The 23,161-nt window shown below is 70.5% G+C and carries 20 protein-coding genes; 17 read left to right on the plus strand and 3 right to left on the minus strand.

What is annotated here, in order from left to right; all coding sequences use genetic code 11:
- The first annotated feature begins 36 nt into the window (after positions 1-36).
- From ruvA to FLX07_RS30810, 7 genes are all read left to right on the plus strand, one after another.
- Positions 37-657, plus strand: coding sequence for a Holliday junction branch migration protein RuvA (gene ruvA, locus FLX07_RS30780; RefSeq protein ID WP_142575194.1), 621 nt, complete (start codon positions 37-39; stop codon positions 655-657).
- Between the two features lie 114 nt (positions 658-771).
- Positions 772-1,821 (plus strand): Holliday junction branch migration DNA helicase RuvB, encoded by a 1,050-nt coding sequence (gene ruvB, locus FLX07_RS30785; RefSeq protein WP_142575195.1) that lies wholly within the window; start codon positions 772-774, stop codon positions 1,819-1,821.
- Between the two features lie 263 nt (positions 1,822-2,084).
- Positions 2,085-2,432 (plus strand): preprotein translocase subunit YajC, encoded by a 348-nt coding sequence (gene yajC / locus FLX07_RS30790; RefSeq protein ID WP_142575196.1) that lies wholly within the window; start codon positions 2,085-2,087, stop codon positions 2,430-2,432.
- An 89-nt stretch (positions 2,433-2,521) separates the two neighbouring features.
- Positions 2,522-4,276 (plus strand): protein translocase subunit SecD, encoded by a 1,755-nt coding sequence (gene secD, locus FLX07_RS30795; protein WP_308424411.1) that lies wholly within the window; start codon positions 2,522-2,524, stop codon positions 4,274-4,276.
- The gene (gene secF, locus FLX07_RS30800) at positions 4,276-5,316 is read left to right on the plus strand and encodes a protein translocase subunit SecF (RefSeq protein ID WP_142575197.1); all 1,041 of its coding nucleotides are present in this window, start codon (positions 4,276-4,278) and stop codon (positions 5,314-5,316) included. The genes secD and secF overlap by 1 nt, the downstream gene beginning before the upstream one ends.
- Positions 5,317-5,400: 84 nt before the next feature.
- A complete protein-coding gene (locus tag FLX07_RS30805) occupies positions 5,401-5,907 on the plus strand; it encodes an adenine phosphoribosyltransferase (protein WP_142575198.1) in 507 nt (168 codons plus the stop codon).
- A gap of 88 nt (positions 5,908-5,995) precedes the next feature.
- The gene (locus tag FLX07_RS30810; protein WP_373292534.1) at positions 5,996-8,365 is read left to right on the plus strand and encodes a RelA/SpoT family protein; all 2,370 of its coding nucleotides are present in this window, start codon (positions 5,996-5,998) and stop codon (positions 8,363-8,365) included.
- A gap of 316 nt (positions 8,366-8,681) precedes the next feature.
- Here the strand turns inward: FLX07_RS30810 and FLX07_RS30815 are convergent, their stop codons facing one another.
- Together FLX07_RS30815 and FLX07_RS30820 are read right to left on the minus strand one after the other, a co-directional pair.
- On the minus strand, positions 8,682-9,911 hold the full coding sequence (locus FLX07_RS30815) for a DUF349 domain-containing protein (RefSeq protein WP_142575199.1): 1,230 nt from the start codon (positions 9,909-9,911) through the stop codon (positions 8,682-8,684).
- A 59-nt stretch (positions 9,912-9,970) separates the two neighbouring features.
- Positions 9,971-10,825, minus strand: coding sequence for a peptidylprolyl isomerase (locus tag FLX07_RS30820; protein ID WP_229689702.1), 855 nt, complete (start codon positions 10,823-10,825; stop codon positions 9,971-9,973).
- A gap of 268 nt (positions 10,826-11,093) precedes the next feature.
- Here FLX07_RS30820 and FLX07_RS30825 point away from each other — a divergent pair, with 268 nt between their 5' ends.
- From FLX07_RS30825 to aspS, 3 genes are read left to right on the plus strand one after another with little or no spacing between them, the layout of a single operon-like run.
- Positions 11,094-11,777, plus strand: coding sequence for an MBL fold metallo-hydrolase (locus FLX07_RS30825; protein ID WP_142575242.1), 684 nt, complete (start codon positions 11,094-11,096; stop codon positions 11,775-11,777).
- A complete protein-coding gene (gene hisS, locus FLX07_RS30830) occupies positions 11,777-13,033 on the plus strand; it encodes a histidine--tRNA ligase (protein WP_142575201.1) in 1,257 nt (418 codons plus the stop codon). The genes FLX07_RS30825 and hisS overlap by 1 nt, the downstream gene beginning before the upstream one ends.
- Positions 13,030-14,802, plus strand: coding sequence for an aspartate--tRNA ligase (gene aspS, locus FLX07_RS30835; RefSeq protein ID WP_142575202.1), 1,773 nt, complete (start codon positions 13,030-13,032; stop codon positions 14,800-14,802). The genes hisS and aspS overlap by 4 nt, the downstream gene beginning before the upstream one ends.
- Before the next feature lie 69 nt (positions 14,803-14,871).
- Here aspS and FLX07_RS30840 read toward each other — a convergent pair whose 3' ends face one another.
- Entirely contained in the window at positions 14,872-15,792 is a 921-nt protein-coding gene (locus tag FLX07_RS30840) for a peptidylprolyl isomerase (protein WP_142575203.1), read from the minus strand.
- A 216-nt stretch (positions 15,793-16,008) separates the two neighbouring features.
- On the opposite strand from FLX07_RS30840, the gene FLX07_RS30845 reads away from it, so the two are divergent.
- From FLX07_RS30845 to mltG, 7 genes are all read left to right on the plus strand, one after another.
- Positions 16,009-16,476: a DUF2231 domain-containing protein gene (locus tag FLX07_RS30845; protein ID WP_142575204.1), complete on the plus strand. Its 468-nt coding sequence runs from the start codon at positions 16,009-16,011 to the stop codon at positions 16,474-16,476.
- Positions 16,477-16,492: 16 nt separating this feature from the next.
- On the plus strand, positions 16,493-17,848 hold the full coding sequence (locus tag FLX07_RS30850) for a replication-associated recombination protein A (RefSeq protein WP_142575205.1): 1,356 nt from the start codon (positions 16,493-16,495) through the stop codon (positions 17,846-17,848).
- A 139-nt stretch (positions 17,849-17,987) separates the two neighbouring features.
- On the plus strand, positions 17,988-18,482 hold the full coding sequence (locus FLX07_RS30855) for a DUF948 domain-containing protein (RefSeq protein ID WP_142575206.1): 495 nt from the start codon (positions 17,988-17,990) through the stop codon (positions 18,480-18,482).
- Positions 18,479-18,748 carry a hypothetical protein gene (locus FLX07_RS30860; protein ID WP_142575207.1) on the plus strand — a complete coding sequence of 90 codons (270 nt, stop codon included), beginning with the start codon at positions 18,479-18,481 and terminating at the stop codon, positions 18,746-18,748. The genes FLX07_RS30855 and FLX07_RS30860 overlap by 4 nt, the downstream gene beginning before the upstream one ends.
- A 1-nt stretch (position 18,749) precedes the next feature.
- Positions 18,750-21,422: an alanine--tRNA ligase gene (gene alaS, locus FLX07_RS30865; RefSeq protein WP_142575208.1), complete on the plus strand. Its 2,673-nt coding sequence runs from the start codon at positions 18,750-18,752 to the stop codon at positions 21,420-21,422.
- 7 nt (positions 21,423-21,429) lie between these two features.
- Positions 21,430-21,933, plus strand: coding sequence for a Holliday junction resolvase RuvX (gene ruvX, locus FLX07_RS30870; RefSeq protein ID WP_142575209.1), 504 nt, complete (start codon positions 21,430-21,432; stop codon positions 21,931-21,933).
- Entirely contained in the window at positions 21,930-22,964 is a 1,035-nt protein-coding gene (gene mltG, locus FLX07_RS30875; RefSeq protein WP_142575210.1) for an endolytic transglycosylase MltG, read from the plus strand. Before ruvX ends, mltG begins: the two co-directional genes overlap by 4 nt.
- The last annotated feature ends 197 nt before the right edge of the window (positions 22,965-23,161 follow it).

Genomic DNA, 23,161 nt, shown 5'->3' on the forward strand with positions numbered 1-23,161 from the left:
CGCGGCCGGGCGTCCGGACCGGGGAGGGGACACGCGGTGATCGCATCCGTTGCGGGGCAGGTGGCGGCGATCGGAGCCGACAGCGCCGTGGTCGAGGTGGGCGGCGTCGGGATGCTCGTGCACTGTGCCCCGGGCACCCTGGCCGGGCTGCGCGTCGGCGAACCCGCGCGGCTGTCGACCTCGCTCGTCGTCCGCGAGGAATCGCTCACGCTGTACGGCTTCGCCTCCGACGACGAGCGCACGGTCTTCGAACTGCTCCAGTCGGCCAGCGGGGTCGGGCCGCGCCTGGCCCTGGCCATGCTCGCGGTCCACGCGCCCAACGCGCTGCGGGTCGCGGTGGCGAGCGCCGACATCAAGGCCCTGACGATGGTGCCCGGCATCGGCCAGAAGGGCGCGCAGCGCATCGTGCTCGAACTCAAGGACAAGCTCGGCACCCCGTCGGCGGCCGTCGGCGCCGCGATCAACGGCGCGGCGGCGCCGCCCGTCTGGCGCGACCAGGTGCACGCGGGACTGGTCGGGCTCGGCTACTCGTCCAGGGACGCCGACGAGGCGGTCGCGGCGGTCACCCCGGAGGCCGAGACGGAGGTCGCCGCCGGCCGCACCCCGCAGGTGGCCGCGCTGCTCAAGTCCGCCCTGCGCACGCTGAGCGTGCGGTGACCTCGTGAGGGGCCGCGCCTCGCCCGCCGTGCGGGACGAACGGCGGGCTGACGGTTCGATGAAAGTTTCACCGGGAAGCGGACGGGTCCCGGCAGGTCGAGCGGATGGTGTCGAGTGAGCTTCGAGCGGGATCTCGTGTCGCCGGAACCGGAGGGCGACGAGCGGGCGATCGAGGCCGCGCTGCGCCCCCGGCGCCTGGACGAGTTCATCGGGCAGGGCCGGGTGCGCGAGCAGCTGTCGCTGGTGCTGGAGAGCGCCCTGCGCCGCAACCGCCCGCCCGACCACGTCCTGATGAGCGGCGGCCCGGGGCTCGGCAAGACGACGCTCGCCATGATCGTCGCCTCCGAGCTCGGCGCGCCGCTGCGGATGACCTCGGGCCCGGCGCTGGAGCGCGCGGGCGACCTCGCCGCGATCCTGTCCACGCTGACCGAGGGCGAGGTCCTGTTCGTCGACGAGATCCACCGCATGGCCCGCCCGGCGGAGGAGATGCTCTATCTCGCCATGGAGGACTTCCGGGTGGACATCGTCGTCGGCAAGGGCCCCGGCGCCACCTCGATCCCCCTCGACATCGCCCCCTTCACACTGGTCGGGGCCACCACCCGGGCGGGGCTGCTGCCCGCACCGCTGCGCGACAGGTTCGGCTTCACCGCCCACATGGACTTCTACGAGGTGGCCGAGCTCGAACAGGTGCTGCGGCGCTCCGCCCGGCTGCTGTCGGTCGAGCTGCCGGACGAGGGCGCCCACGAGATCGCCCGCCGGTCGCGCGGCACACCCCGCATCGCCAACCGCCTGCTCCGGCGGGTGCGCGACTTCGCCGAGGTCCGCGCGGAGGGCGTGATCACCCGGGAGGTCACGGCGGCGGCGCTCAACCTGTACGAGGTCGACGCCGAGGGGCTGGACCGGCTCGACCGCGCCGTGCTCGACGCGTTGCTGCGCAAGTTCGGCGGCGGCCCGGTCGGCCTGTCGACGCTCGCGGTGGCCGTGGGGGAGGAGCCGGAGACCGTCGAGGTCGTGGCCGAGCCCTTCCTGGTGCGGCAGGGGCTGCTGGCCCGCACCCCGAGGGGCCGCGTCGCCACCGCCGCCGCCTGGGCGCACCTCGGCCTGACTCCGCCTCCTGACGCGGTCGGCTCGGTGGCGGTGTCCACGCTCTTCGACGACGCCTGATGCCCGTCTCGCCGAGCTTTGCGCCGGCGTGGCGGACGGAAGCGGAAACCGGGGCAAAGAGGTAACAGACCGATTGCGAAGCCCATGAAACGGGAACTTTCCTGCCCGCCAGGCCGTGGGTTCGTTGCCGGGCTTCTGCGAGCTCGCATACACTGCGTGGCTTGACTGGCCGCACACGCGAGCACTCGCGGTGGGCCCGCGTGTGAAGCGCACAAGACCTCCGGCGTCAGGCCGGTTCATCACGTAACGGAAGGGTGGCCCCCGTGGGTAACAACCCGCTTGGGACGTTCCTGCCACTGATCTTGCTGGTAGTGGTGTTCTACTTCCTCCTGATCCGCCCCCAGCGCAAGCGGCAGCAGGAGCAGGTCCAGATGCAGAACTCCCTCAGCCCGGGCGCCCGGGTCATGACCACGACAGGCTTGTTCGCGACGGTCGTCGCCCTCCAGGACGACGACGTCGTGCTGGAGGTGGCCCCCGGCGTCGAGACGCGCTGGACCAAGGCGGCGATCGGCAGGGTGCTCACTCCCGTGGACGAGGTGACAAGCGAGGAGACCGTGACGGACGGCTCCGACACGGGGAACGGTGACGACACGAGCACCAAGCAGTCCTGAGTAGGCTGATCACAACCTTTCGACGAAAGAACTGACCTCCAGTGGCCCCACCGACCAGTAGCCAGAGCAAGCCTGGACGCACACTCCTGTTGCTCCTTGCGCTCATCCTCGTCATGGGCGCGACGGTCGCCCTCCAGAAGGCGTTCGTTCCCAAGTTCGGCCTCGACCTCGCGGGCGGAACCACGGTGACGCTCTCGCCGGTCACGCAGAACGGCAAGGCACCGTCGCAGGAGAGCCTCGACCGCGCCGTGACGATCATCCGGCAGCGCGTCAACGGCACCGGCATCTCCGACGCCCAGGTCGCGAAGTCGAACGACAACATCGTGATCCAGATCCCGGGCGCGGGCCGTGACGAGGCGCTCCGGCTGGTGTCGACCACCGCCGAACTGCGCATGCGGCAGGTGCTCGCGGTGGCCGCCGCCACGAACCAGCCGGCCGAGGTGCCCACAGCGGCTCCCACGCCCAGCGGGTCGGCGGCGGCGACGCCCGCGGCCACGTCGAAGGCGTCCGCGCCGGCCGCGGAGAGCGCGGCCCCCAACGGCAACGCGACTCCCGCCGGGCGTGCCCTGTCGAAGGCGCTGACCGCGCCGTCGCCGGACCCGAGCACCTCGACGAGGGCCACGACGCACCGCAGGGCGGGCGCCGACGCAGGGACCGCCCGGTCCACGCGGGCCGCCCGGGCCAAGGCCTCGCCCTCGGCGGCTCCGACCCCCACGCCGACGGCCGCTCCGCAGGACATGGGCGACCCACTGGCCGGTCAGGACACCAGCGGCATCGACCCGGCGCTGCTCAACGAGTTCCGCACGATCGACTGCACCGCGAAGAACCGCGGCCAGGGCGCGATCGACGACCCGAACAAGCAGATCGTCGCCTGCAGCGACGACGGCTCGGCGCGATACATCCTGGACAAGGCCGCGGTGCAGGGCACCGAGATCAGCGGCGCGCAGGCGGGCACCGACCCCACCACCGGTGAGTGGATCGTCCAGGTCGACTTCAAGTCGAAGGGCGCCACGCAGTTCGCCGACATCACCCGGCGCATCACCACTCTGCCCGCCCCGCGCAACCAGCTCGCCAACGTGCTGGACGGCGTGGTCATCGTCGCTCCGACGATCGAAGAGGCCATCCCCGGCGGCAGCGCCCGCATCTCCGGCAGCTTCACCCAGACGACCTCCACCGAGCTGGCCGACCAGCTCAAGTACGGCGCGCTGCCGCTGAAGTTCCAGCAGAGCTCGGTCGTGTCGGTCTCCTCGACCCTCGGCCAGGACCAGCTTCACGGCGGTCTGATCGCCGGCGCGCTCGGCCTGATCGTGGTCATGATCTACCTGCTGCTCTACTACCGCGGCCTGGGGGTCATCGGCATCGCCAGCCTCTGCGTGGCCACCGTGTTCACGTACCTGACCGTGGACATCCTGAGCCACAACGCGGGCTTCCGGCTCTCGCTGCCGCACATCATCGGTCTGGTGGTCTCGATCGGCATCACCGCGGACTCGTTCATCGTCTACTTCGAACGGATCCGCGACGAGATCAAGGAGGGCCATCGCACGCTGCGCTCGGCGGTCGAGGTGGCCTGGCGGCGCGCCCGCAGGACCATCCTGGTCGCCGACGCCGTCATGTTCATCGCCGCGCTGGTGCTCTTCTTCCTCGCGGTCGGCGACGTGGCCGGCTTCGCGTTCGCGATGGGCCTGACGACGCTCATCGACATCGTGGTCGTGTTCCTGTTCACCAAGCCGCTGATGTCCCTTGTGGCGAAGCTGCGGTTCTTCTCGAAGGGCCACAAGCTGTCCGGACTCGACGCGGAGCGCATGGGCCGTACCAGCGCCGAGCAGACCCTGCAGGAGGCGTGATGCCGGGAGTGATCAGCCGCCTCTACCGCGGCGACATCAACATCGACTTCGTCGGCAAGCGCAAGATCTGGTACGGCCTGTCGGTGTTCCTGCTGGCCGTCTCGATCCTGGGCCTGGCGCTCAACGGGCTGAACCTGGGCGTGGAGTTCCGCGGCGGTTCGGTCTTCGACTTCAAGCGCACGCCGGGCTCCAGCATCGAGCAGGTTCGCGACACGGTCACGGACGCCGGAGTCCACCAGGTCATCGTGCAGCAGGCCGGACCGAACTGGCGGGTCACCACCGAGGCCCTCAAGGGCGAGGAGGTGACCAAGGTCCAGCGGACGGTCGCCCAGAAGTACGGCGTCACGGAGGACGAGGTCAGCTCGCAGGTCATCGGCGCGACCTGGGGTGGCGAGGTCTCGCAGAAGGCCTGGATCGGCCTCGCGGTCTTCATGATCGCGATCATGCTGTACCTGTCGGTGGCCTTCGAGTGGCGGATGGCCCTCGCGGCGATCGTCGCCCTCGTCCACGACCTCGTGATCACGGCGGGCGTCTACGCCTGGTCGGGCTTCGAGGTCACCCCGGCGACGATGCTGGGCTTCCTCACGATCCTCGGTTACTCGTTGTACGACGCGGTCGTCGTCTTCGACATGATCAAGGAGGTCACGGGCAAGCTCGGCACGAGCGCGAAGATGACCTACACGCAGGCCGCCAACAACGCGCTCAGCCACACGCTGATCCGGTCGCTGAACACCTCGCTGGTGGCGATCCTGCCGGTGGCGGCGATCCTGTTCATCGGCACCACGCTGCTCGGCGCGGGCACGCTGAAGGACCTGTCGCTGGCCCTGTTCGTCGGCATGATCGTCGGAACCTACTCGTCCCTGTGCGTGGCGACGCCGATCCTGGTCACGCTCAAGGAGCGGGAGCCCAAGTGGCAGGCGCTGGCCCAGCGGGTGCACGCCAAGGAGGTCTCCGCGGCCAAGGCCGGCCGCGCGACCAAGGAGCCCGTCTCCGCCGGCTCGCAGAACGTCACCGTCGCGGAGAAGCGCAAGAAGCGCTGATCCCCGGCTCGTTCGCAGGCGCCCCCGGAACCCGCCGTTCCGGGGGCGCTGTCGTCTTCCCCGGCCACGTTAGGCTTGGGCGTCGTGACTGACTGGACGGCTCTCATCAGAGATGTCCCGGACTACCCCAAGCCGGGCATCCTCTTCAAGGACATCACCCCGATACTGGCGGACCACGCGGCCTTCACGCAGGTCGTGGACGAGCTCGGGGACGGCCTGGCGTTCGACAAGGTGGTCGGCATCGAGGCGCGGGGGTTCATCCTCGCCGCGCCGGTGGCCTACCGAAGCGGCGCGGGGTTCGTACCGGTGCGCAAAAAGGGCAAGTTGCCCGCCGACACGTACGAGGCGTCCTATGATCTCGAGTACGGCTCCGCGACGATCGAGGTGCACGCCGATGCCTTCGACCCCGGCGACCGTGTTCTGATCGTGGACGACGTCCTCGCCACGGGCGGCACGGCTCGGGCGGCCGTGGAGCTGGTCAAAAGGACGGGCGCGCAGATCGTGGCCGTGTCCTTCCTGATGGAGCTGTCCTTCCTCTCCGGCCGTGACCGGCTGCCTGGCCTGGACGTGCGCACTCTGCTCACCGTCTGAGCCGTGGGCCGGTCAGGGGGCACGCGGCGGAGAGTGCTGTGGCAGCACGGATACACTGTGGAATCTGGACTCGACGTGAGGAGTCTGTGTGCCCCGTGATGTGGTCGTGCCCGACAGCGCGCGGGTCGATCGCGGAGTCATCTCCCGCGACGTCCCCGAGCCCGTCGCAGACGTGCCCCCCGACGCGGCGCGCGACCCTGCGGCGGTCCCGGAGGACAAGCCGGCGTCGCCGGCCACGCGACGGAGGCTCGCCCGTTTCGGGGGGCAGTGGGGTGCCATGAATCCGGTGTTGGAACCGCTCTTCAAGACGGTCCGTGCCACCCATCCCAAAGCAGACCTGCGGCTGATCGAGCGCGCGTACGACGTCGCCGCGTATCATCACCGCGATCAGAAGCGCAAGAGCGGTGACCCGTACATCACCCACCCGCTCGCGGTGGCGACGATCCTGGCTGAGCTGGGCACGGACGACGAGACGCTGTGCGCCGCCCTGCTGCACGACACCGTCGAGGACACCGCCTACAGCCTCGACGAGTTACGGGCCGACTTCGGCGACAACATCGCGTTGCTCGTCGACGGCGTGACCAAGCTCGACAAGGTGAAGTTCGGCGACGCGGCGCAGGCCGAGACCGTGCGCAAGATGGTCGTCGCGATGTCGCGCGACATCCGCGTGCTGGTGATCAAGCTGGCCGACCGGCTGCACAACATGCGGACCATGCGCTACATGCCCGAGCACAAGCGCCAGCAGAAGTCGCGGGAGACGCTGGAGATCTTCGCGCCGCTGGCCCACCGGCTCGGCATGAACACCATCAAGTGGGAGCTGGAGGACCTCGCGTTCGCCATGCTCTACCCGAAGCGGTACGACGAGATCGCCCGGATGGTGTCGGAGCGCGCGCCGCGCCGCGACCTGTTCCTGCACGAGGTCATCGAGAAGGTCTCCGCCGACCTGCGCGAGGCGAAGATCAAGGCGACCGTGCGCGGCCGGCCCAAGCACTACTACTCGATCTACCAGAAGATGATCGCCAAGGGTGTGGCCTTCGACGACATCTACGACCTGGTGGGCATCCGCGTGCTGGTCGACACGGTCCGCGACTGCTACGCGGCGCTCGGAACGATCCACGCCCAGTGGAAGCCGGTGCCGGGGCGGTTCAAGGACTACATCGCCATGCCCAAGTTCAACATGTACCAGTCGCTGCACACGACGGTCATGGGCCCCGAGGGCAAGGCCATCGAGCTCCAGATCCGCACGCGGGCCATGCACAACCGCGCCGAGTACGGCGTGGCCGCGCACTGGAAGTACAAGGAGGAGACGGTCGGGTCCGGTCCCGGCAAGGTCAAGCAGGTCAACGACATGGCCTGGCTCCGCCAGCTGCTGGACTGGCAGAAGGAGACCTCCGATCCCGGGGAGTTCCTGGAGTCGCTGCGCTTCGACCTGTCGGTGTCGGAGGTGTTCGTCTTCACCCCGCGCGGCCAGGTGATCGCCCTGCCCGAGGGCGCCACCCCTGTCGACTTCGCGTACGCCGTGCACACCGAGGTCGGCCACCGATGTATCGGCGCGCGGGTGAACGGCAGGCTGGTCCCGCTGGAGTCCCGCCTCGGCAACGGCGACACCGTCGAGATCTTCACGTCGAAGTCGCCGGACGCGGGGCCGTCGCGGGACTGGCTCAAGTTCGTCAAGAGCGGCCGGGCCCGCAACAAGATCCGCCAGTGGTTCACCAAGGAGCGCCGCGAGACCGCCATCGAGGCGGGCAAGGAGGCGATCGGGCGGGCCATGCGCAAGCAGGGCCTGCCGCTGCAGCGGCTGATGTCCGGCGAGGCGCTGCTGGCCCTGGCCAGGGACCTGCGCTACGCCGACGTCTCGGCCCTGTACGCGGCCGTCGGCGAGGGGCACCTCACCGCGCAGTCGGTCGTGGACAAGCTCGTACAGGCCCTGGGCGGCGTCGAGGGGGCCGAGGAGGACATCGCCGAGGCCCAGGTGCCCACGCGGCTCAAGGGCCGTCTGAGGGCCAACTCGAACGCCGGCGTGATGGTCGCGGGCGACCCCGACGTGTGGGTCCGCCTGTCGCGCTGCTGCACCCCGGTGCCGGGAGACGAGATCGTCGGGTTCGTGACGCGGGGGCACGGCGTGTCCGTGCACCGCAACAACTGCCCCAACGTGGAGCAGCTCAACTCCCACCCCGACCGGCTGGTGGAGGTCTCCTGGTCGCCCGGGGACGACTCGGTCTTCCTCGTCGCCATTCAGGTGGAGGCGCTCGACCGGCCCCGCCTGCTGTCGGACGTCACGCGGACCCTGTCCGACCAGCACGTGAACATCCTGTCGGCCTCGGTGACGACCAGCCGCGACCGGGTGGCGATCAGCAAGTTCACCTTCGAGATGGGCGACCCCAAGCACCTCGGCCACGTGCTCAAGGCGGTGCGCACCGTCGGGGGCGTCTACGACGTCTACCGCGTCACCAGCTAACCCTCTCCACGGGCGTGATCTTGTAGTTTGTCGCAGGGAGGGCGCGCGACGTGCGCGGACGCACTCCGTGATCTTGCACTGAACGCATTCACGGCATGAACGAGCTGCAGACACGCTGTGCGTGATCATGCAATCGACGGGCGTGCAGCCGCGCGTCCCGACCTCGATGCATGATCACGAAGCCTCTTCGCCCAGGCCGGGGTGGAGTGGGGCCGAATCAGTGCAAGATCACGGAATGCGTCTGCCCAGCTCAGCCCCCCGGCGTGCGACAAACTACAAGATCACGCCGAGGGGGAGTGGGGGGTGGAGGGAGGGGTCAGGAGAACTCGGCGAGCGTCCGCTCCGCCTCCTGGAGCCAGGAGCGCCGGGCGGCCAGCGCCTCCTCCGCCTCCTTGGCGTCCTTGTCCCGGCCGGCCGTCTGGGCCTTGGCCAGCCGCGTCTCCAGCTGGTCGATCGACCTGAGGAGCTGGTTGACCGTGTCCTGGGCGCGGGCCCTGGCCTCCGGGTTGGAGCGCTTCCACTCGGTGTCCTCGGCCCTGCGCACCGCGTCGTCGATCTTGCGCAGCCCGCCCTCCAGGCGGTCGCGCTGCTCGCGCGGCACCGGGCCCGCGGCCTCCCAGCGCTCCAGGATGCCGCGCAGCGCCGAGCGCGCGGTGCGCGCGTCGGTGACCGGCAGCAGCTTCTCGGCCTCCGCCAGCAGGGCCTCCTTCGCCTCCGCGTTGGCCGCGAAGGAGGCGTCCCGCTCCGCGAACACCGCCGAGCGGGCCTGGAAGAACTGGTCCTGGGCGCCCTTGAACCGCGTCCACAGCTCGTCCTCGACCTCGCGGGAGGCGCGCCCGGCGGCCTTCCACTCGCGCATCAGCTCCCGATAGGCCGCCGCGGTGGCGTTCCAGTCCGTGGAGTCCGCCAGCGCCTCCGCCTCGCTCACGATGCGCTCCTTGGTGCCGCGCACCGCGTCACGCTGCTGGTCGAGCGAGGAGAAGTACGCCTTGCGCCGCTTGGCGAAGGCCGTACGCGCCGTGGACAGCTTCTTCCACAGGGTCGCCTCGGTGGCCCGGTCGACCCGCTCGGCGGCCTTCCACTCCTCGACGAGCTGCCGAAGCCGCTCGCCGCCGGACTTCCAGTGCGTCGTCTCCTCGGCGATGCGCTCGGCCTCGGCGACGATGCGCTCCTTCACCTCGCGCGCGTGCACCCGAGCCTGGTCGCGCGCGGCCCGCAGTTCCTCGCGCCGCTTGCCGACCAGCTCGGTCAGCGCCGTCAACCGGTCCTGCAGCGAGCCGAGGTCGCCGACCGCGTGCGCCTCGGTCACCGACTCCCGCAACTTGGTGATGCTCGCCTCGGCCTGGGCCGGCGCGAGGTCGGTGCCGCGCACCCGCTGCTCCAGGAGCTGCACCTGGCCCGCCAGCTCGTCGAACTTCCGGCGGTAGTAGGCCAGCGCCTCCTCCGGCTCACCGGCCTGCCAGGACCCGACGGCCCGTTCTCCCTCAGCCGTACGCACGTAGACGGTGCCGTCCTCGTCTACCCGGCCCCACGGGTCGGTGCTCACCGTGTCCTCCCGCACTTGAATCAGCCTCCAGGGCTCGATGTGCCCTTGGTTGTATTACGTCAGCTCTTGCTGGTGATTGTCACGTCTTTGATGACCACGGGCTGCTTCGGGGCACCAGTGCCGTCCCCGCCGGCGCTGGCGATGACGCCCTTCTTGGCGACCTTGTCCACGATTTCGAGTCCTTTGGTCACCGTACCGAAAGGCGTGTAGTCGGGCGTCAGCCCGGTGTCTCCGAACACGATGAAGAACTGGCTTCCGTTGGTGTTCGGTCCGCTGTTCGCCATCGCGAGCACGCCCCGGGTGTACTTCGCGCCCGCGAGGTTCTCGTTGGCGAAGCGGTAGCCCGGGCCGCCCTGGCCGTCGGTCGGGTTCTTGCCGTCGGCCTTGGCCAGCGGGTCCCCGCACTGCAGGATCGGGAAGTCCGTGCCCATCCGGTGGCACTTCGTGTCGTCGAAGTAGTCCTTGGAGGCCAGGAACTTGAACGAGTTGACCGTGCAGGGCGCCTTCTCGCTGTCCAGCCTCGCGACGATGTCGCCGAGGTTGGTCTTGATGGTCATGGTCGCCGGGGCGGTGCTCACCTTCTCCGGCGGCGTCCCCACGTTCTTGACCTGACCGCTGCTCTCGTCGGCGACGTAGCCGCAGGTGCCCTTGGCGGGGTCGTACGGCTTGGGGTCGTTCGCGAGGGGCTGGCTGCTCGCCGAGGCCGACGCGGACGCGGACGCCGTGGCGTCGCCGTCGCCGCCGCCCATCAGGGTCGTCGCCGCCACCACGCCGCCGATCACCACCACCACGGCCGCGGTGGTGCCTATGATCGCGTTGCGTCGTGTCTTCTGCTCGCGCTCCACGCGTGCCCGCAACTGCCGTTCGTAGTGTTCCCGGGCCAGCTGCTTCTGCCGGTCCTTGCCGGTGACCACTTCGACCTCCCGACTCGTCCTGTTTCTCATGGTCGTACGCCCGGACGCGATCTCGCCGGGGCGGCCCGCCACACCCGGGAGGTGCTCCGGGAACGGTGGCCTGTTCTATAGCATCCGGCTCGACTGCTCCAAGAATGACTATTGAGGTGGGCGAATCGTATCGGCTGACGGGTATTGGTTCGCAGCCTGCCGACCCGCACCGGTACCCTTCGGTTACATTCGCTCGCGCAATCCTTGATTGATCCGTAGAGACGCAGAGGCCGCTTCCGTGCTCGTCGCCGGGTTTCCCGCAGGGTCGTTCCAGACCAACTGTTACGTCGTCGCTCCCGCAGCAGGCGAGGAGTGCGTGGTCATCGACCCAGGTCAGGACGCTGTTGCGGATCTCGACGCGCTGCTGGGTGAGCACCGGCTGAAGCCGGTCGCGGTGCTGCTCACCCACGGCCACATCGACCACGTGTGGTCGGTGGCCCCGGTGTGCGGCGCCCGCGACGTGCCCGCGTGGATCCACCCGGAGGACCGCGATCTGCTGTCGGACCCGGCGAAGGGGTTCTCGCCGCAGACGGGCCAGGTGTTCGGCGGGCTGAAACTTTCCGAGCCCGACGACGTGCGGGAGCTGGCCGACGGGGCCGTGCTGTCGCTGGCCGGGCTCGAGCTCACGGTCGAGCACAGGCCGGGGCATACCAGGGGGTCGGTGACGTTCCGGACCCCCGTCGAGGACTTCCAGGTCCTGTTCGCGGGCGACCTGCTGTTCGCCGGCTCCATCGGCCGCACCGACCTGCCCGGCGGCGACCACGCCGCCATCCTGCGCAGCCTCGCCAAGACGCTGACGCTGCCGGACGAGACAACGGTCCTGCCCGGCCACGGACCTCAGACGACCATCGGCCGCGAGCGCGCGACCAACCCCTTCCTCAGGGACGTCGCGCCGCACGCAGGCCCGACCAGGGGATTGTGATGACCTTTCAGGCGCCCAAGGGCACCTTCGACTGGATGCCCCCGCGTTCGGAGTGGGCTCTCGCCGTACGGGACGCCCTGGCCGCGCCGGCCCGCCGCGCCGGCTACGGCTACATCGAGACGCCGGCCTTCGAGGACACCTCGCTGTTCTCGCGCGGCGTCGGCGAGTCGACCGACATCGTGACCAAGGAGATGTACACGTTCACGAGCCGGGGCGGCCAGTCGCTGACGCTGCGCCCCGAGGGCACCGCGAGCGTGATGCGGGCCGTGCTCGAACACGGCCTGTACGGCGGGCCGCTGCCGATCAAGCTGTGGTACTCGGGCAGCTACTTCCGCTACGAGCGGGCCCAGGCCGGACGCTACCGCCACTTCTCCCAGGTGGGGGCGGAGGCCCTGGGTGCCGAGGACCCGGCGCTCGACGCCGAGCTCATCGTCCTCGCGATGGACGGCTACGCCTCGCTGGGCCTGCGCGGCGTCCGGCTGCTGCTGAACTCGCTGGGCTGCAAGGAGTGCCGCCCGGCCTACCGCGCCGCGCTGCAGGACTTCCTGCGCGGTCTGGACCTCGACGAGCCCACCCGCGACCGGATCGAGATCAACCCGCTGCGGGTGCTCGACGACAAGCGCCCCGAGGTGCGCGCACAGCTGGAGAACGCGCCGCTGGTCACCGATCACCTGTGCGGGGCCTGCAAGGCCTATCACGAGGAGGTCAGGGGCCTGCTGACGGCCGCCGGGGTGGCGTACGAGGACGACCCCCGGCTCGTGCGCGGCCTGGACTACTACACGCGTACGACCTTCGAGTTCCTGCACGACGGCCTGGGCGCCCAGTCCGCAGTCGGCGGGGGAGGACGCTACGACGGGCTGAGCGAGCAGATCGGCGGCCCGGCGCTGCCCAGCGTGGGCTGGGCCCTCGGGGTGGACCGCACGGTGCTCGCGATGGAGGCCGAGGGCCTGCTGGCCGAGCGGCCCCGCGGCGTCGAGGTGTTCGCCGTGCCGCTCGGCGAGGAGGCCAGGCGGCGCGTGTTCCCGCTCGTGAGCGAGCTGCGCCGGGCCGGTCTCGCCGTGGACATGGCCTTCGGCGGCCGTGGCGTCAAGGGCGCGATGAAGGCCGCCGACCGCAGCGGCGCGCGGTACGCGCTCATCCTCGGCGACCGAGATATCGAGGCGGGCGCCGTGCAAGTGAAAGACCTGACCACAGCCGACCAGACCGCGGTTCCACTCGCGGAGGTCGTCGAGTTCTTGAAGGGGAAACTCTCGTGATCCGCACCCACGAGGCAGGCACGCTCCGCAAGGAGCACGCGGGCCAGAAGGTGACGCTCGCCGGATGGGTGGCGCGCCGGCGCGACCACGGCGGCGTGGTCTTCATCGACCTGCGCGACGCCTCCGGCTCGGCCCAGGTGGTCTTCCGCGAGGAGGACCACGCCCACGACCTGCGCGCGGAATACTGCGTGAAGGTCACCGGCGAGGTACGCCACCGCCCGGCCGGCAACGACAACCCCGATCTGCCCACCGGCGAGATCGAGGTCGTCGCCTCCGAGGTGGAGGTGCTGAGCGAGTCGGCCCCGCTGCCGTTCCCGATCGAGGGCGGCTCGGGCGTGTCGGAGGAGGCGCGGCTGAAGTACCGCTACCTCGACATCCGCCGCCAGCACATCGCCGACGCCCTGCGGATCCGCTCGCAGGCGACCTACCTCGCCAACGAGGTCATGCGCGAGCGCGGGTTCGTCTATGTCGAGACCCCGAGCCTGACCCGCTCGACGCCCGAGGGCGCCCGCGACTTCCTGGTGCCCGTGCGGCTCCAGCCGGGCAGCTGGTATGCCCTGCCGCAGTCGCCGCAGCTGTTCAAGCAGCTCCTCATGGTCTCCGGCCTGGAGCGCTACTACCAGCTCGCCCGCTGTTTCCGCGACGAGGACCTGCGGGCCGACCGGCAGCCCGAGTTCACCCAGATCGACATCGAGATGTCCTTCGTGGACCAGGACGACGTGATCGAGCTGGGCGAGGCGCTGATCGGGCGGATCTGGAAGGAGACGCTCGGCTACGAGCTGCCCACGCCGCTGCCCCGGATGACGTACGCCGAGGCCATGGCGCGGTACGGCTCGGACAAGCCGGACCTGCGCTTCGGCGTCGAGCTGACCGACCTCACGGACTACTTCTCCGGCACCTCGTTCCGCGTCTTCCAGGCGCCGTACGTGGGCGCGGTCGTGATGCCCGGCGGGGGCTCGCAGACCCGCAAGGAGCTCGACGCCTGGCAGGAGTGGGCCAAGTCGCGCGGCGCCCGCGGCCTCGCGTACGTGCTGGTGCAGGAGGACGGCACGCTGGGCGGCCCGGTGGCCAAGAACCTGTCGGAGACCGAGCTGGCCGGCCTCGCCGGGAAGACCGGAGCCAAGCCCGGCGACGCGATCTTCTTCGCGGCCGGCGCACGCGCGGCCTCCCGCGACCTGCTGGGTGCGGCCCGTCTGGAGATCGGCCGCCGCTGCGACCTGATCGACGAGTCGCAGTGGTCATTCCTGTGGATCGTCGACGCCCCGATGTTCGAGGAGGATGGAGAGGGCGGCTGGACCCCCGTCCACCACCCGTTCACCTCCCCGAAGCCGGAGTGGGCCGACACCTTCCAGGACAAGCCGGGCGAGGCTCTGGCCTACGCCTACGACATGGTCTGCAACGGCATGGAGATCGGCGGCGGCTCGATCCGTATCCACCGCGCCGAGATGCAGCAGCGCGTGTTCGACGTGCTCGGCATCTCCAAGGGGGAGGCCGAGAGCAAGTTCGGCTGGCTGCTCGAGGCGTTCAAGTACGGCCCGCCGCCGCACGGAGGCATCGCCTACGGCTGGGACCGCGTCTGCATGCTGCTGGCGGGCGGCGAGTCGATCCGGGACGTGATCGCTTTCCCGAAGACGGCGTCCGGCTACGACCCGCTGAGCGGGGCGCCCACCCCGATCAGCCCGGAGCAGCGCAAGGAGGCCGGCGTGGACGCCACGCCGAAGGCCGACAAGGGCGAGTCCGACAAGCCCGAGCCCGCGCCCGCGCAGTAGAACGGCGGTAGAACGCGAGACGGCCCCCGCGACACCGGTCGCGGGGGCCGTCCTGTGCCTGAGGCCCGGTCAGACGATGGACACGTCCCTGATCACGACCTTCTTCTTGGGGGCGTTGGAGCCCTCGCCCCGTACGTCGGCCGTGGGGTCGCCGTTGAACGGGATGATCCCACCCTTGGCGATCTTGTCGATGACGTCCATGCCCTTGGTCACGACACCGATCATCGTGAAGGCGGCGCCCATGGCGGTCAGCTGGGTGTTCTCGTCCGTGAAGGAGATGAAGAACTGGCTGCCGTTGGAGTTGGCGTCCTCCGTGGCCTGCGCCAGCCCCACCGTGCCGCGGCTGAGCGGCAGGCCGCCGAGGTTCTCGTCGTTGAACAGGTATCCCGGGCCGCCCGCGCCGTCGTCCTTGCTCTTGCCGTCGCCCTTGGCCAGCGGGTCGCCGCACTGCAGCATGCCAAGGCCGACGGTCTCCACGGTCGCGAGGCGGTGGCAGACGGTGTTGTCGAAGAAGTTCTTCTTGGCCAGGAAGGCGAAGGAGTTCACCGCGCACGGCACGTCCTTGGTGGCCAGGTCGATGATGATCCGGCCCTGGTTCGTGGTGATGACCATCCTCTTGGCCGCGATGACCCCTCTGCTCAGCTTGCTGGGCGGGAAGCCCACGAACTTCGACGGGGCGCCCGTGTCGTCCTTGCGGTACTCGCAGGTGACCTGACGCAGGCTGGTGGGCGCGGCCGACGGCGTGGGCTGCGTCAGCTCGGTGTGCTTCACCGTGGGGCCCGTGGAATCGGAGGCCGAGGGTGAGGCCGACGGGGTGGCCTGCGCTGCGTTGTCGGCCGAGCCGTCACTGCAGGCCACCAGGCTGCCCGCCAGTGCGAGGAGCCCCAGCCCGGCGCCGAGGGTGCCACGCAGGCGGCGACGGGGTGTGGTCGCGCGCCCGGCCGTGCTCACGCGCGAAGCCGGTTGCTTCTGCCGATCAGTGTCGGTCACCGCTATGCCTTCCCTTTCCCCTTTTGTTACGACTGAGGCGTCACTCTATCCGTGATCCCGTTGGCTTCGTGTAAAACGGACGTCCCAGGGGTATCACGACGGTTTGCGCTCATCTTGCTCTCAGATCTGCCTGGGAACCTCCTGCCGAGCGAATCCGTACACCGGGGGACAACCCGCGATTCGTGCCCCGGCCGCCGTCTCCAGGAGCGATGCACGATGTTCGACCAGGTCCTCGGGCTCCCGGCCCATGCTCTCATCGTCCACGCGGCAGTGATCTTCGTGCCGCTGCTCGCGGCGTTGTCGATCGCGTACGCCGCGCTGCCCCGTCTGCGGCACAAGCTCGACTGGGCCCTGGTGGCGACCGCCGTGGTGGCCCTCGGCGCGGCGTACGCGGCCAAGGAGAGCGGGGAGGCGCTGGAGGCCCGGATGTTCCAGGGCCAGCCCTCCCCGGCGATCGAGGTTCACAGCGGGTTCGCGGACATCCTCGTGCCGGTGACCGCGCTGCTGACCGTCGCGTCGCTGCTGATGGTGTGGCTCACCCGGGCCCGCCGCGCCCCCGAGGGCGGCCGCTCGCGGGCCGTCGCCCTGGTCGTGTCGGCCGTCGCCGTGATCCTCGCCGTGGTCGTCGGCTACTACGTCGTACGGACCGGGCACACGGGCGCGACGGCCGTGTGGGGCGGCTGACGGTAATGTCGGCGACGTGGAGAGCCTGTTCGATTCGGCCGCCGAGGAGGCGCACCGGGGCCAGGAGCCGTTGGCCGTGCGGATGCGGCCGCGCTCGCTGGAGGAGGTGATCGGCCAGCGGCACCTGCTGGGGACCGGCACGCCGCTGCGCCGGCTGGTGGAGAGCGACGCCCCGATGTCGCTGTTCCTGTGGGGACCCCCGGGCACCGGCAAGACCACGCTGGCCTACGTCGTGGCGGGCGCGACCAAACGGAGGTTCGTGGAGATCTCGGCGGTCTCCGCCGGGGTCAAGGACGTGCGCGCCGCCATCGACCAGGCCCGCCGCGAGCTCGGCATGTCCGGCAGGCAGACCGTGCTGTTCGTCGACGAGGTCCACCGGTTCAACAAGGCGCAGCAGGACGCGCTGCTGCCCGCGGTGGAGAACCGCTGGGTCACGTTCATCGGCGCGACGACGGAGAACCCGTTCTTCTCCGTCATCTCCCCGCTGCTGTCCCGTTCGCTGCTGCTCACCCTTGAGCCGCTGGCCGAGGACGACGTCCGCGCCGTCCTGGAACGCGCGGTGGCCGACCCGCGCGGCCTCGGCGGGCGCGTCACGCTGCACCCCGACGCCCTCGACCAGCTCGTACGGCTGGCCGGCGGCGACGCGCGGCGCTCGCTGACCTACCTGGAAGCCGCCGCGATGCTGACCGACGAGCCCACCGCGGGGCCCACCGCGGAGCGCACGGCGGAGGTCGCCGCGGAGGTCACGGTGGAGGTGGTGGAGAAGGCCGTCGACAAGGCGGCGGTGCGCTACGACCGGCAGGGCGACCAGCACTACGACGTGGTCAGCGCGTTCATCAAGAGCATGCGAGGCTCGGACGCCGACGCGGCGCTGCACTACCTCGCCCGGATGGTGGAGGCGGGGGAGGACCCGCGGTTCGTCGCCCGCCGGATCGTAATCTTCGCGAGCGAGGACGTGGGAATGGCCGATCCGACCTGCCTGCAGGTCGCGGTGGCCGCCGCGCAGGCGGTGGAGTTCATCGGCCTGCCCGAGGGCAGGATCAACCTCGCGCAGGCGGTTGTCCACTGCGCGCTGGCGCCCAAGTCGAACGCGGTCGTGAAGGCGATCGGCGCGGCCTCCGACGACGTGCGGCGCGGCATGGTGGGCCGCATCCCGGACCACCTGCGCGACGCCCACTACCCGGGCGCGAAGAAGCTCGGCCACGGCAGGGGCTACCAGTACCCGCACGACTTCGAGCACGGCCTCGTCCGCCAGGACTACGCGCCCGAGGAGCTCCGCGAGCGTCGCTACTACGAGCCGACCACGCACGGCGCGGAGGCGCGGTTCGCCGAGCGCTGGGCGAAGATCCGGAGCTTCCTGCGCGGCGGCTGAGCACCGCCGCTGTGCCGTCCGGTATGAGGCCCGGTGCGCGTGATGCGGAGCGGCCCGGGTGTGTGGTGCGGAACGGCGGGCAGGTCGTTCGCGGTAAGGTCTTGCCATTCCAGCTCCGTTGATCCAGGGAGATCGGCACATGCTTACCGCGGGAGAGCTGGCGGGCCTCGTGGTCGCCATTTTCTGGGTGATCCTGGTCTGCTTCATGGTCGTCGTGCTGGTCAGGCTGGCCAGACTGCTGACCGAGACCCGCAAGTCGGTGGCCGAGCTGAGCGACCGCATCGCCCCGCTTCTCGACGACATGAGCCAGACCGTCTCCGAGGCCAACCGGCGGCTGGTGGCGGCCGAGGAGATCACGGACAACATGCGTGACGTCAGCGGCAACATGGTCAGGATCACCGGGGTGGCGTCCACGCTGTTCGCGGGTCCGGTGCTCAAGATCTCCGCCTTCAGGGACGGCTTGCGCATGGCGCTGGCCCGGCGCGCCGCCCGCAGGGTCCCGGCCCGGCGGGTGGCCCGCGGCGGCCCGCGTACGGCACCGCGCACCGGCCCCCGCGCCGGGGACAGGCTCAGCGAGCGGCACGCGGCCGAGCGTGCCGTGGAGCGCCGGGCGATCGGGAGGGGACGCGGATGATCCGGCGGCTCTTCTACATGGCCCTGGGCGCGTTCCTCACGGTCTGGACCATGCGTAAGCTTCAGTCGTTGCGGCCCGACCACGTGGCCAGGCGCACCGCCGACCGCGCGGTGACCCTCGCCGACCAGCTCAGGGACTTCGCCGGCGAGGTGCGCCACCTGTCGGCGAGCAGGGAAACCGAGTTGCGCGCCGAGCTCGGGCTCGACACGGTTGATGGAACCACCACAGGCAAGAACAGAATCTACGACGTAAAGGATGGCCGCTGAAATGGAGTCGGCAGAGATCGCGCGCCGCTTCCTGCGCTTCTTCGAGGAGCGCGGGCACACAGTCGTGCCCTCGGCCAGCCTGGTCGCCGAGGACCCGACACTGCTCCTCGTGAACGCGGGGATGGTCCCGTTCAAGCCCTTCTTCCTGGCGCAGCAGACGCCGCCGTTCCGGCGGGCGACAAGCGCGCAGAAGGTCATGCGCACCCTCGACATCGACGAGGTCGGCAAGACCACCCGGCACGCCAGCTTCTTCCAGATGCTCGGCAACTTCTCCTTCGGTGACTACTTCAAGGCCCAGGCGATCCCGTTCGCCTGGGAGCTGCTCACCCGGCCCGAGTCCGACGGCGGCTTCGGCTTCCCGGAGGACCGCCTGTGGGCGACCGTCTACCTGGACGACGACGAGGCCCAGAACATCTGGCACCGCGAGGTGGGCCTGCCGCTCGACCGCATCCAGCGCCGCGACCTCGCCGACAACTACTGGCACATGGGGGTCCCCGGGCCCGGCGGCCCGTGCTCGGAGATCTACTACGACCGCGGGCCCGAGTACGGCCGCGAGGGCGGGCCGATCGCGGACGAGAACCGTTACCTCGAGGTGTGGAACCTCGTCTTCATGCAGTTCCAGCTCAGCACGGTCCGCAACAAGATCGACTTCGACGTGGCGGGCGAGCTGCCGGCCAAGAACATCGACACCGGCATGGGCCTGGAGCGCATGGCGGCCATCCTGCAGGGTGTCGACAACATCTACGAGATCGACACGACGTACAAGATCCTCGACACGGCGGCCGACCTCACCCGGTCGCGCTACGGGCGTGACAAGCGCGCCGACGTGTCGCTGCGGGTGATCGCCGACCACATGCGGGCGGGCGTCATGCTCGTCGGCGACGGCGTGCTGCCGTCCAACGAGGGCCGCGGCTACGTGCTGCGCCGCATGCTGCGCCGCGCGATCCGCAACCTCCGCCTGCTCGGCGCGGGCGAGGAGCGGCACCTGCACGCGCTCACCGCCGTGACCATCGACGTGATGGGCGAGCAGTATCCCGAGCTCAAGGCCGACGCCGCCAACATCCACACGGTCATCGACGCCGAGGAGGCGTCGTTCATCGGCACACTCCGCACCGGCACGGCGATCTTCGACGTCGCGGTGGAGGAGACCAAACGCAAGGGCGCCGCGACACTCAGCGGCGACCAGGCGTTCCAGCTCCACGACACCTTCGGCTTCCCGATCGACCTCACCCTGGAGATGGCCGCCGAGCAGGGCCTCCAGGTGGACGAGGAGGGCTTCCGCCGGCTCATGAAGGAGCAGCGGGACCGGGCCAAGGCCGACGCCGCGGCGAAGAAGACCGGCAACGCCGACATCTCGGTGTTCACCGGCATCCTGGAGAAGGCCGGGAAGGTCGACTTCCTCGGATACGACCACACCACCGCCGAGGCCAACGTCATCGGCCTGCTCGTCGACGGCGCGTCCGTCCCGGCGGCCGGCGCGGGGACCACGCTGGAGGTCGTGCTCGACCGCACCCCGTTCTACGCGGAGGGCGGCGGTCAGCTTTCCGACCAGGGCCTGATCCGCACCGGCGGCGCGGAGATCGAGATCGTGGACGTCCAGTCGCCGGTGTCCGGCCTGGTCGTGCACCGCGGCAAGGTGCGCACCGGCGAGGTGCGGGTGGGCGACCAGGCGCATGCCGACATCGACCTGGAGCGGCGCCGCGCGATCTCCCGCAGCCACACCGCGACCCACCTGGTCCACCGCGGGTTCCGCAACGCCCTCGGCGAGTCGGCGGCCCAGGCGGGCTCGGAGAACTCCCCGGGCCGCTTCCGCTTCGACTTCACCGCGGCCGGGGCCGTCTCCCCGTCGATGCTGCGCGACGTCGAGGACGAGGTGAACGCCGTCCTGATAAACGACCTCAAGGTCAACGCCTTCTACACCAGCCAGGCGCAGGCCCGCGCGATGGGCGCGCTCGCGCTGTTCGGCGAGAAGTACGGCGACGAGGTCCGGGTGGTCGAGGTCGGCGACTACTCCCGCGAGCTGTGCGGCGGCACGCACGTGGCCAGCTCCGGCCAGCTCGGCCTGGTGAAGGTGCTGGGCGAGTCGTCCATCGGCGCGGGGGTGCGCCGGGTGGAGGCGCTCGTCGGCCTCGACGCATTCCGGTTCCTGGCCCGGGAGAGCGTGCTGGTCGCCCAGCTCAGCGAGCAGCTCAAGACCCGCCGCGAGGAGCTGCCCGAGCGCATCGAGGGCATCGTCACCCGGCTGCGGACGGCGGAGAAGGAGCTGGACAAGCTCCGCTCGGCCCAGGTGCTCGCGGTGGCCGGCGAACTCGCCGCACAGGCCGGCGACGTGCAGGGCGTCTCCGTCGTGACGCACCGCGCGCCTGATGGCACCACCGCCGACGACCTGCGTAAACTCGCCCTCGATGTGCGCGGCAGGTTCCCTGGCGATCGCGCCGCGGTCGTCGTCGTCTCCGGCGTCCCCTCTGACCGGCCGGTCGTCGTCGCCGCGGTCAACGAGGCGGGACGCGCGCGTGGCCTGAAGGCGGGCCGGCTCGTCGGCGTCGCCGCCAAGGCACTCGGGGGTGGCGGTGGCGGCAAGGACGATGTGGCCCAGGGCGGTGGCACGCGGCCCGAGGCGATCGGGGACGCGCTTCGCGCGGTCGAGGAGGCCATCTCCTCCGCGGTGGTGTGAGCCGCCGATGAGGCACGGTGCCAGGATCGGGGTCGACGTCGGCTCCGTCCGCATCGGCGTGGCCCGCAGCGACCCGTCCGGTCTGCTGGCCACGCCGGTGGAGACCGTACGGCGCGGCCGCGGCGACCTGGCGAGGATCGAGGAGATCGCGGCCGAGTACGAGGCGATCGAGATCGTGGTCGGGCTGCCCACGTCGCTGTCGGGCAGGGAGAGCCACGCCGCCGGGGCCGCGCGCGAGTTCGCCGTGCGGCTGGCCGCCCGGGTGGCTCCGGTCCCGATCAGGCTGGTGGACGAACGGCTCACCACGGTCAGCGCCCAGCAGGGCCTGCGCTCCAGCGGTGTGAAGGCGCGCAACCAGCGTGACGTGATCGACCAGGCGGCGGCCGTCGTGCTGCTGCAGGCCGCGCTCGACGGCGAGCGGGCCACCGGCAATCCCCCCGGCAGACCTCTCGAACCACCGCGGCCCGGCAACGGGCCCGGTGAGGAAGCGAGCGGCGGGACACCGCGGTGAGGCGGACCGCGGCCGCCGTGGCCGGGGGTCTCGCCCTGGTCGCGGTGGCGGTGGCGTACGGCGTGCACCAGGTGGTCGGGCAGGCCGACAAGGCTCCCGACTACTCCGGGGGCGGCTCGGGCACGGTCACGGTCGAGATCACACCGGGGGCGAGCGCCGCCGAGATCGGTGAGACGCTGGAGCGGGCCGGCGTGGTGGCCAGCGCCCGGTCGTTCGTCGAGCAGGTGATCACGCGCTCCAAGGAGAGCGGCCTGCACCCGGGCCGTTACACTCTGCGGCGTCGCATGGCCGCCGCCGGAGCCCTCGATCTGCTGCTGTCGCCCGCGAGCAGGGTCATGCGCACGGTCACCGTGCCCGAGGGACTGCGCACGAGCGAGGCGCTGCGCACGCTTGCCGACCGGACCGGCATCCCTTTGAAGGACTTCACCGACGCCGTCGCCGAGCCGCGGCGCCTGCGGCTGCCCGCGTACGCGGAGGGGGCGGCGGAGGGCTTCCTGTTCCCCGCGACGTACGAGATCGAGCCGGGGATGACGGCCGTCGATCTGCTCAGGAAGATGACGGCCCGGTTCCGCGTCGCCGCCACGAAGGTGAAGCTGGAGGAGCTGGCGCCGCGGGTGCGGCTCACGCCCAGACAGGCGGTGACGGTCGCCAGCATCGTGCAGGCCGAGGGCGGCGTCCCGGCCGACTACCCCAAGATCGCCAGAGTGGTGTACAACCGTCTCGCGCGCGGCGCGAAGCTGGAGATGGACAGCACGGTCAACTACGTGCTGAACCGCCACACCCTCAAGGTCAGCACTCAGGACACGCGGGTCGACTCGCCGTACAACACCTATGCGCGCCCCGGGCTGCCGCCCGGGCCCATCGGCAATCCGGGGGAGAGCGCGCTCGCGGCCGCCCTCCACCCCGCCGAGGGCGCGTGGTGGTGGTTCGTCACCACAGATCCCCGGCGTAAAATCACCAAATTCACTGACAAAGAGGCGGAGTTCAGGAAATATCGGGAGGAGCTGAACAGGTATCTCGGGACGAACTGACCGCCGCCGGGTCATCCGCGTGGCGCCGTCCCGCGGCGTTCCGGAGCGCGCCCGGTGCGTCCGCACGGCCCCGCCGCCCCCGGGCGGGGCTCCACATATCGGGAACGCCCCCCGCGGAACCCCCTGTCCCGAACCCCCTCGGTTTGGCACACTCGCTTGACGGGAGGCCTCTCGTACCGAGAGATTGGCCAGCGCAC

It is taken from the genome of Microbispora bryophytorum (genome assembly GCF_006874465.1).
GTDB lineage: Bacteria > Actinomycetota > Actinomycetes > Streptosporangiales > Streptosporangiaceae > Microbispora > Microbispora bryophytorum.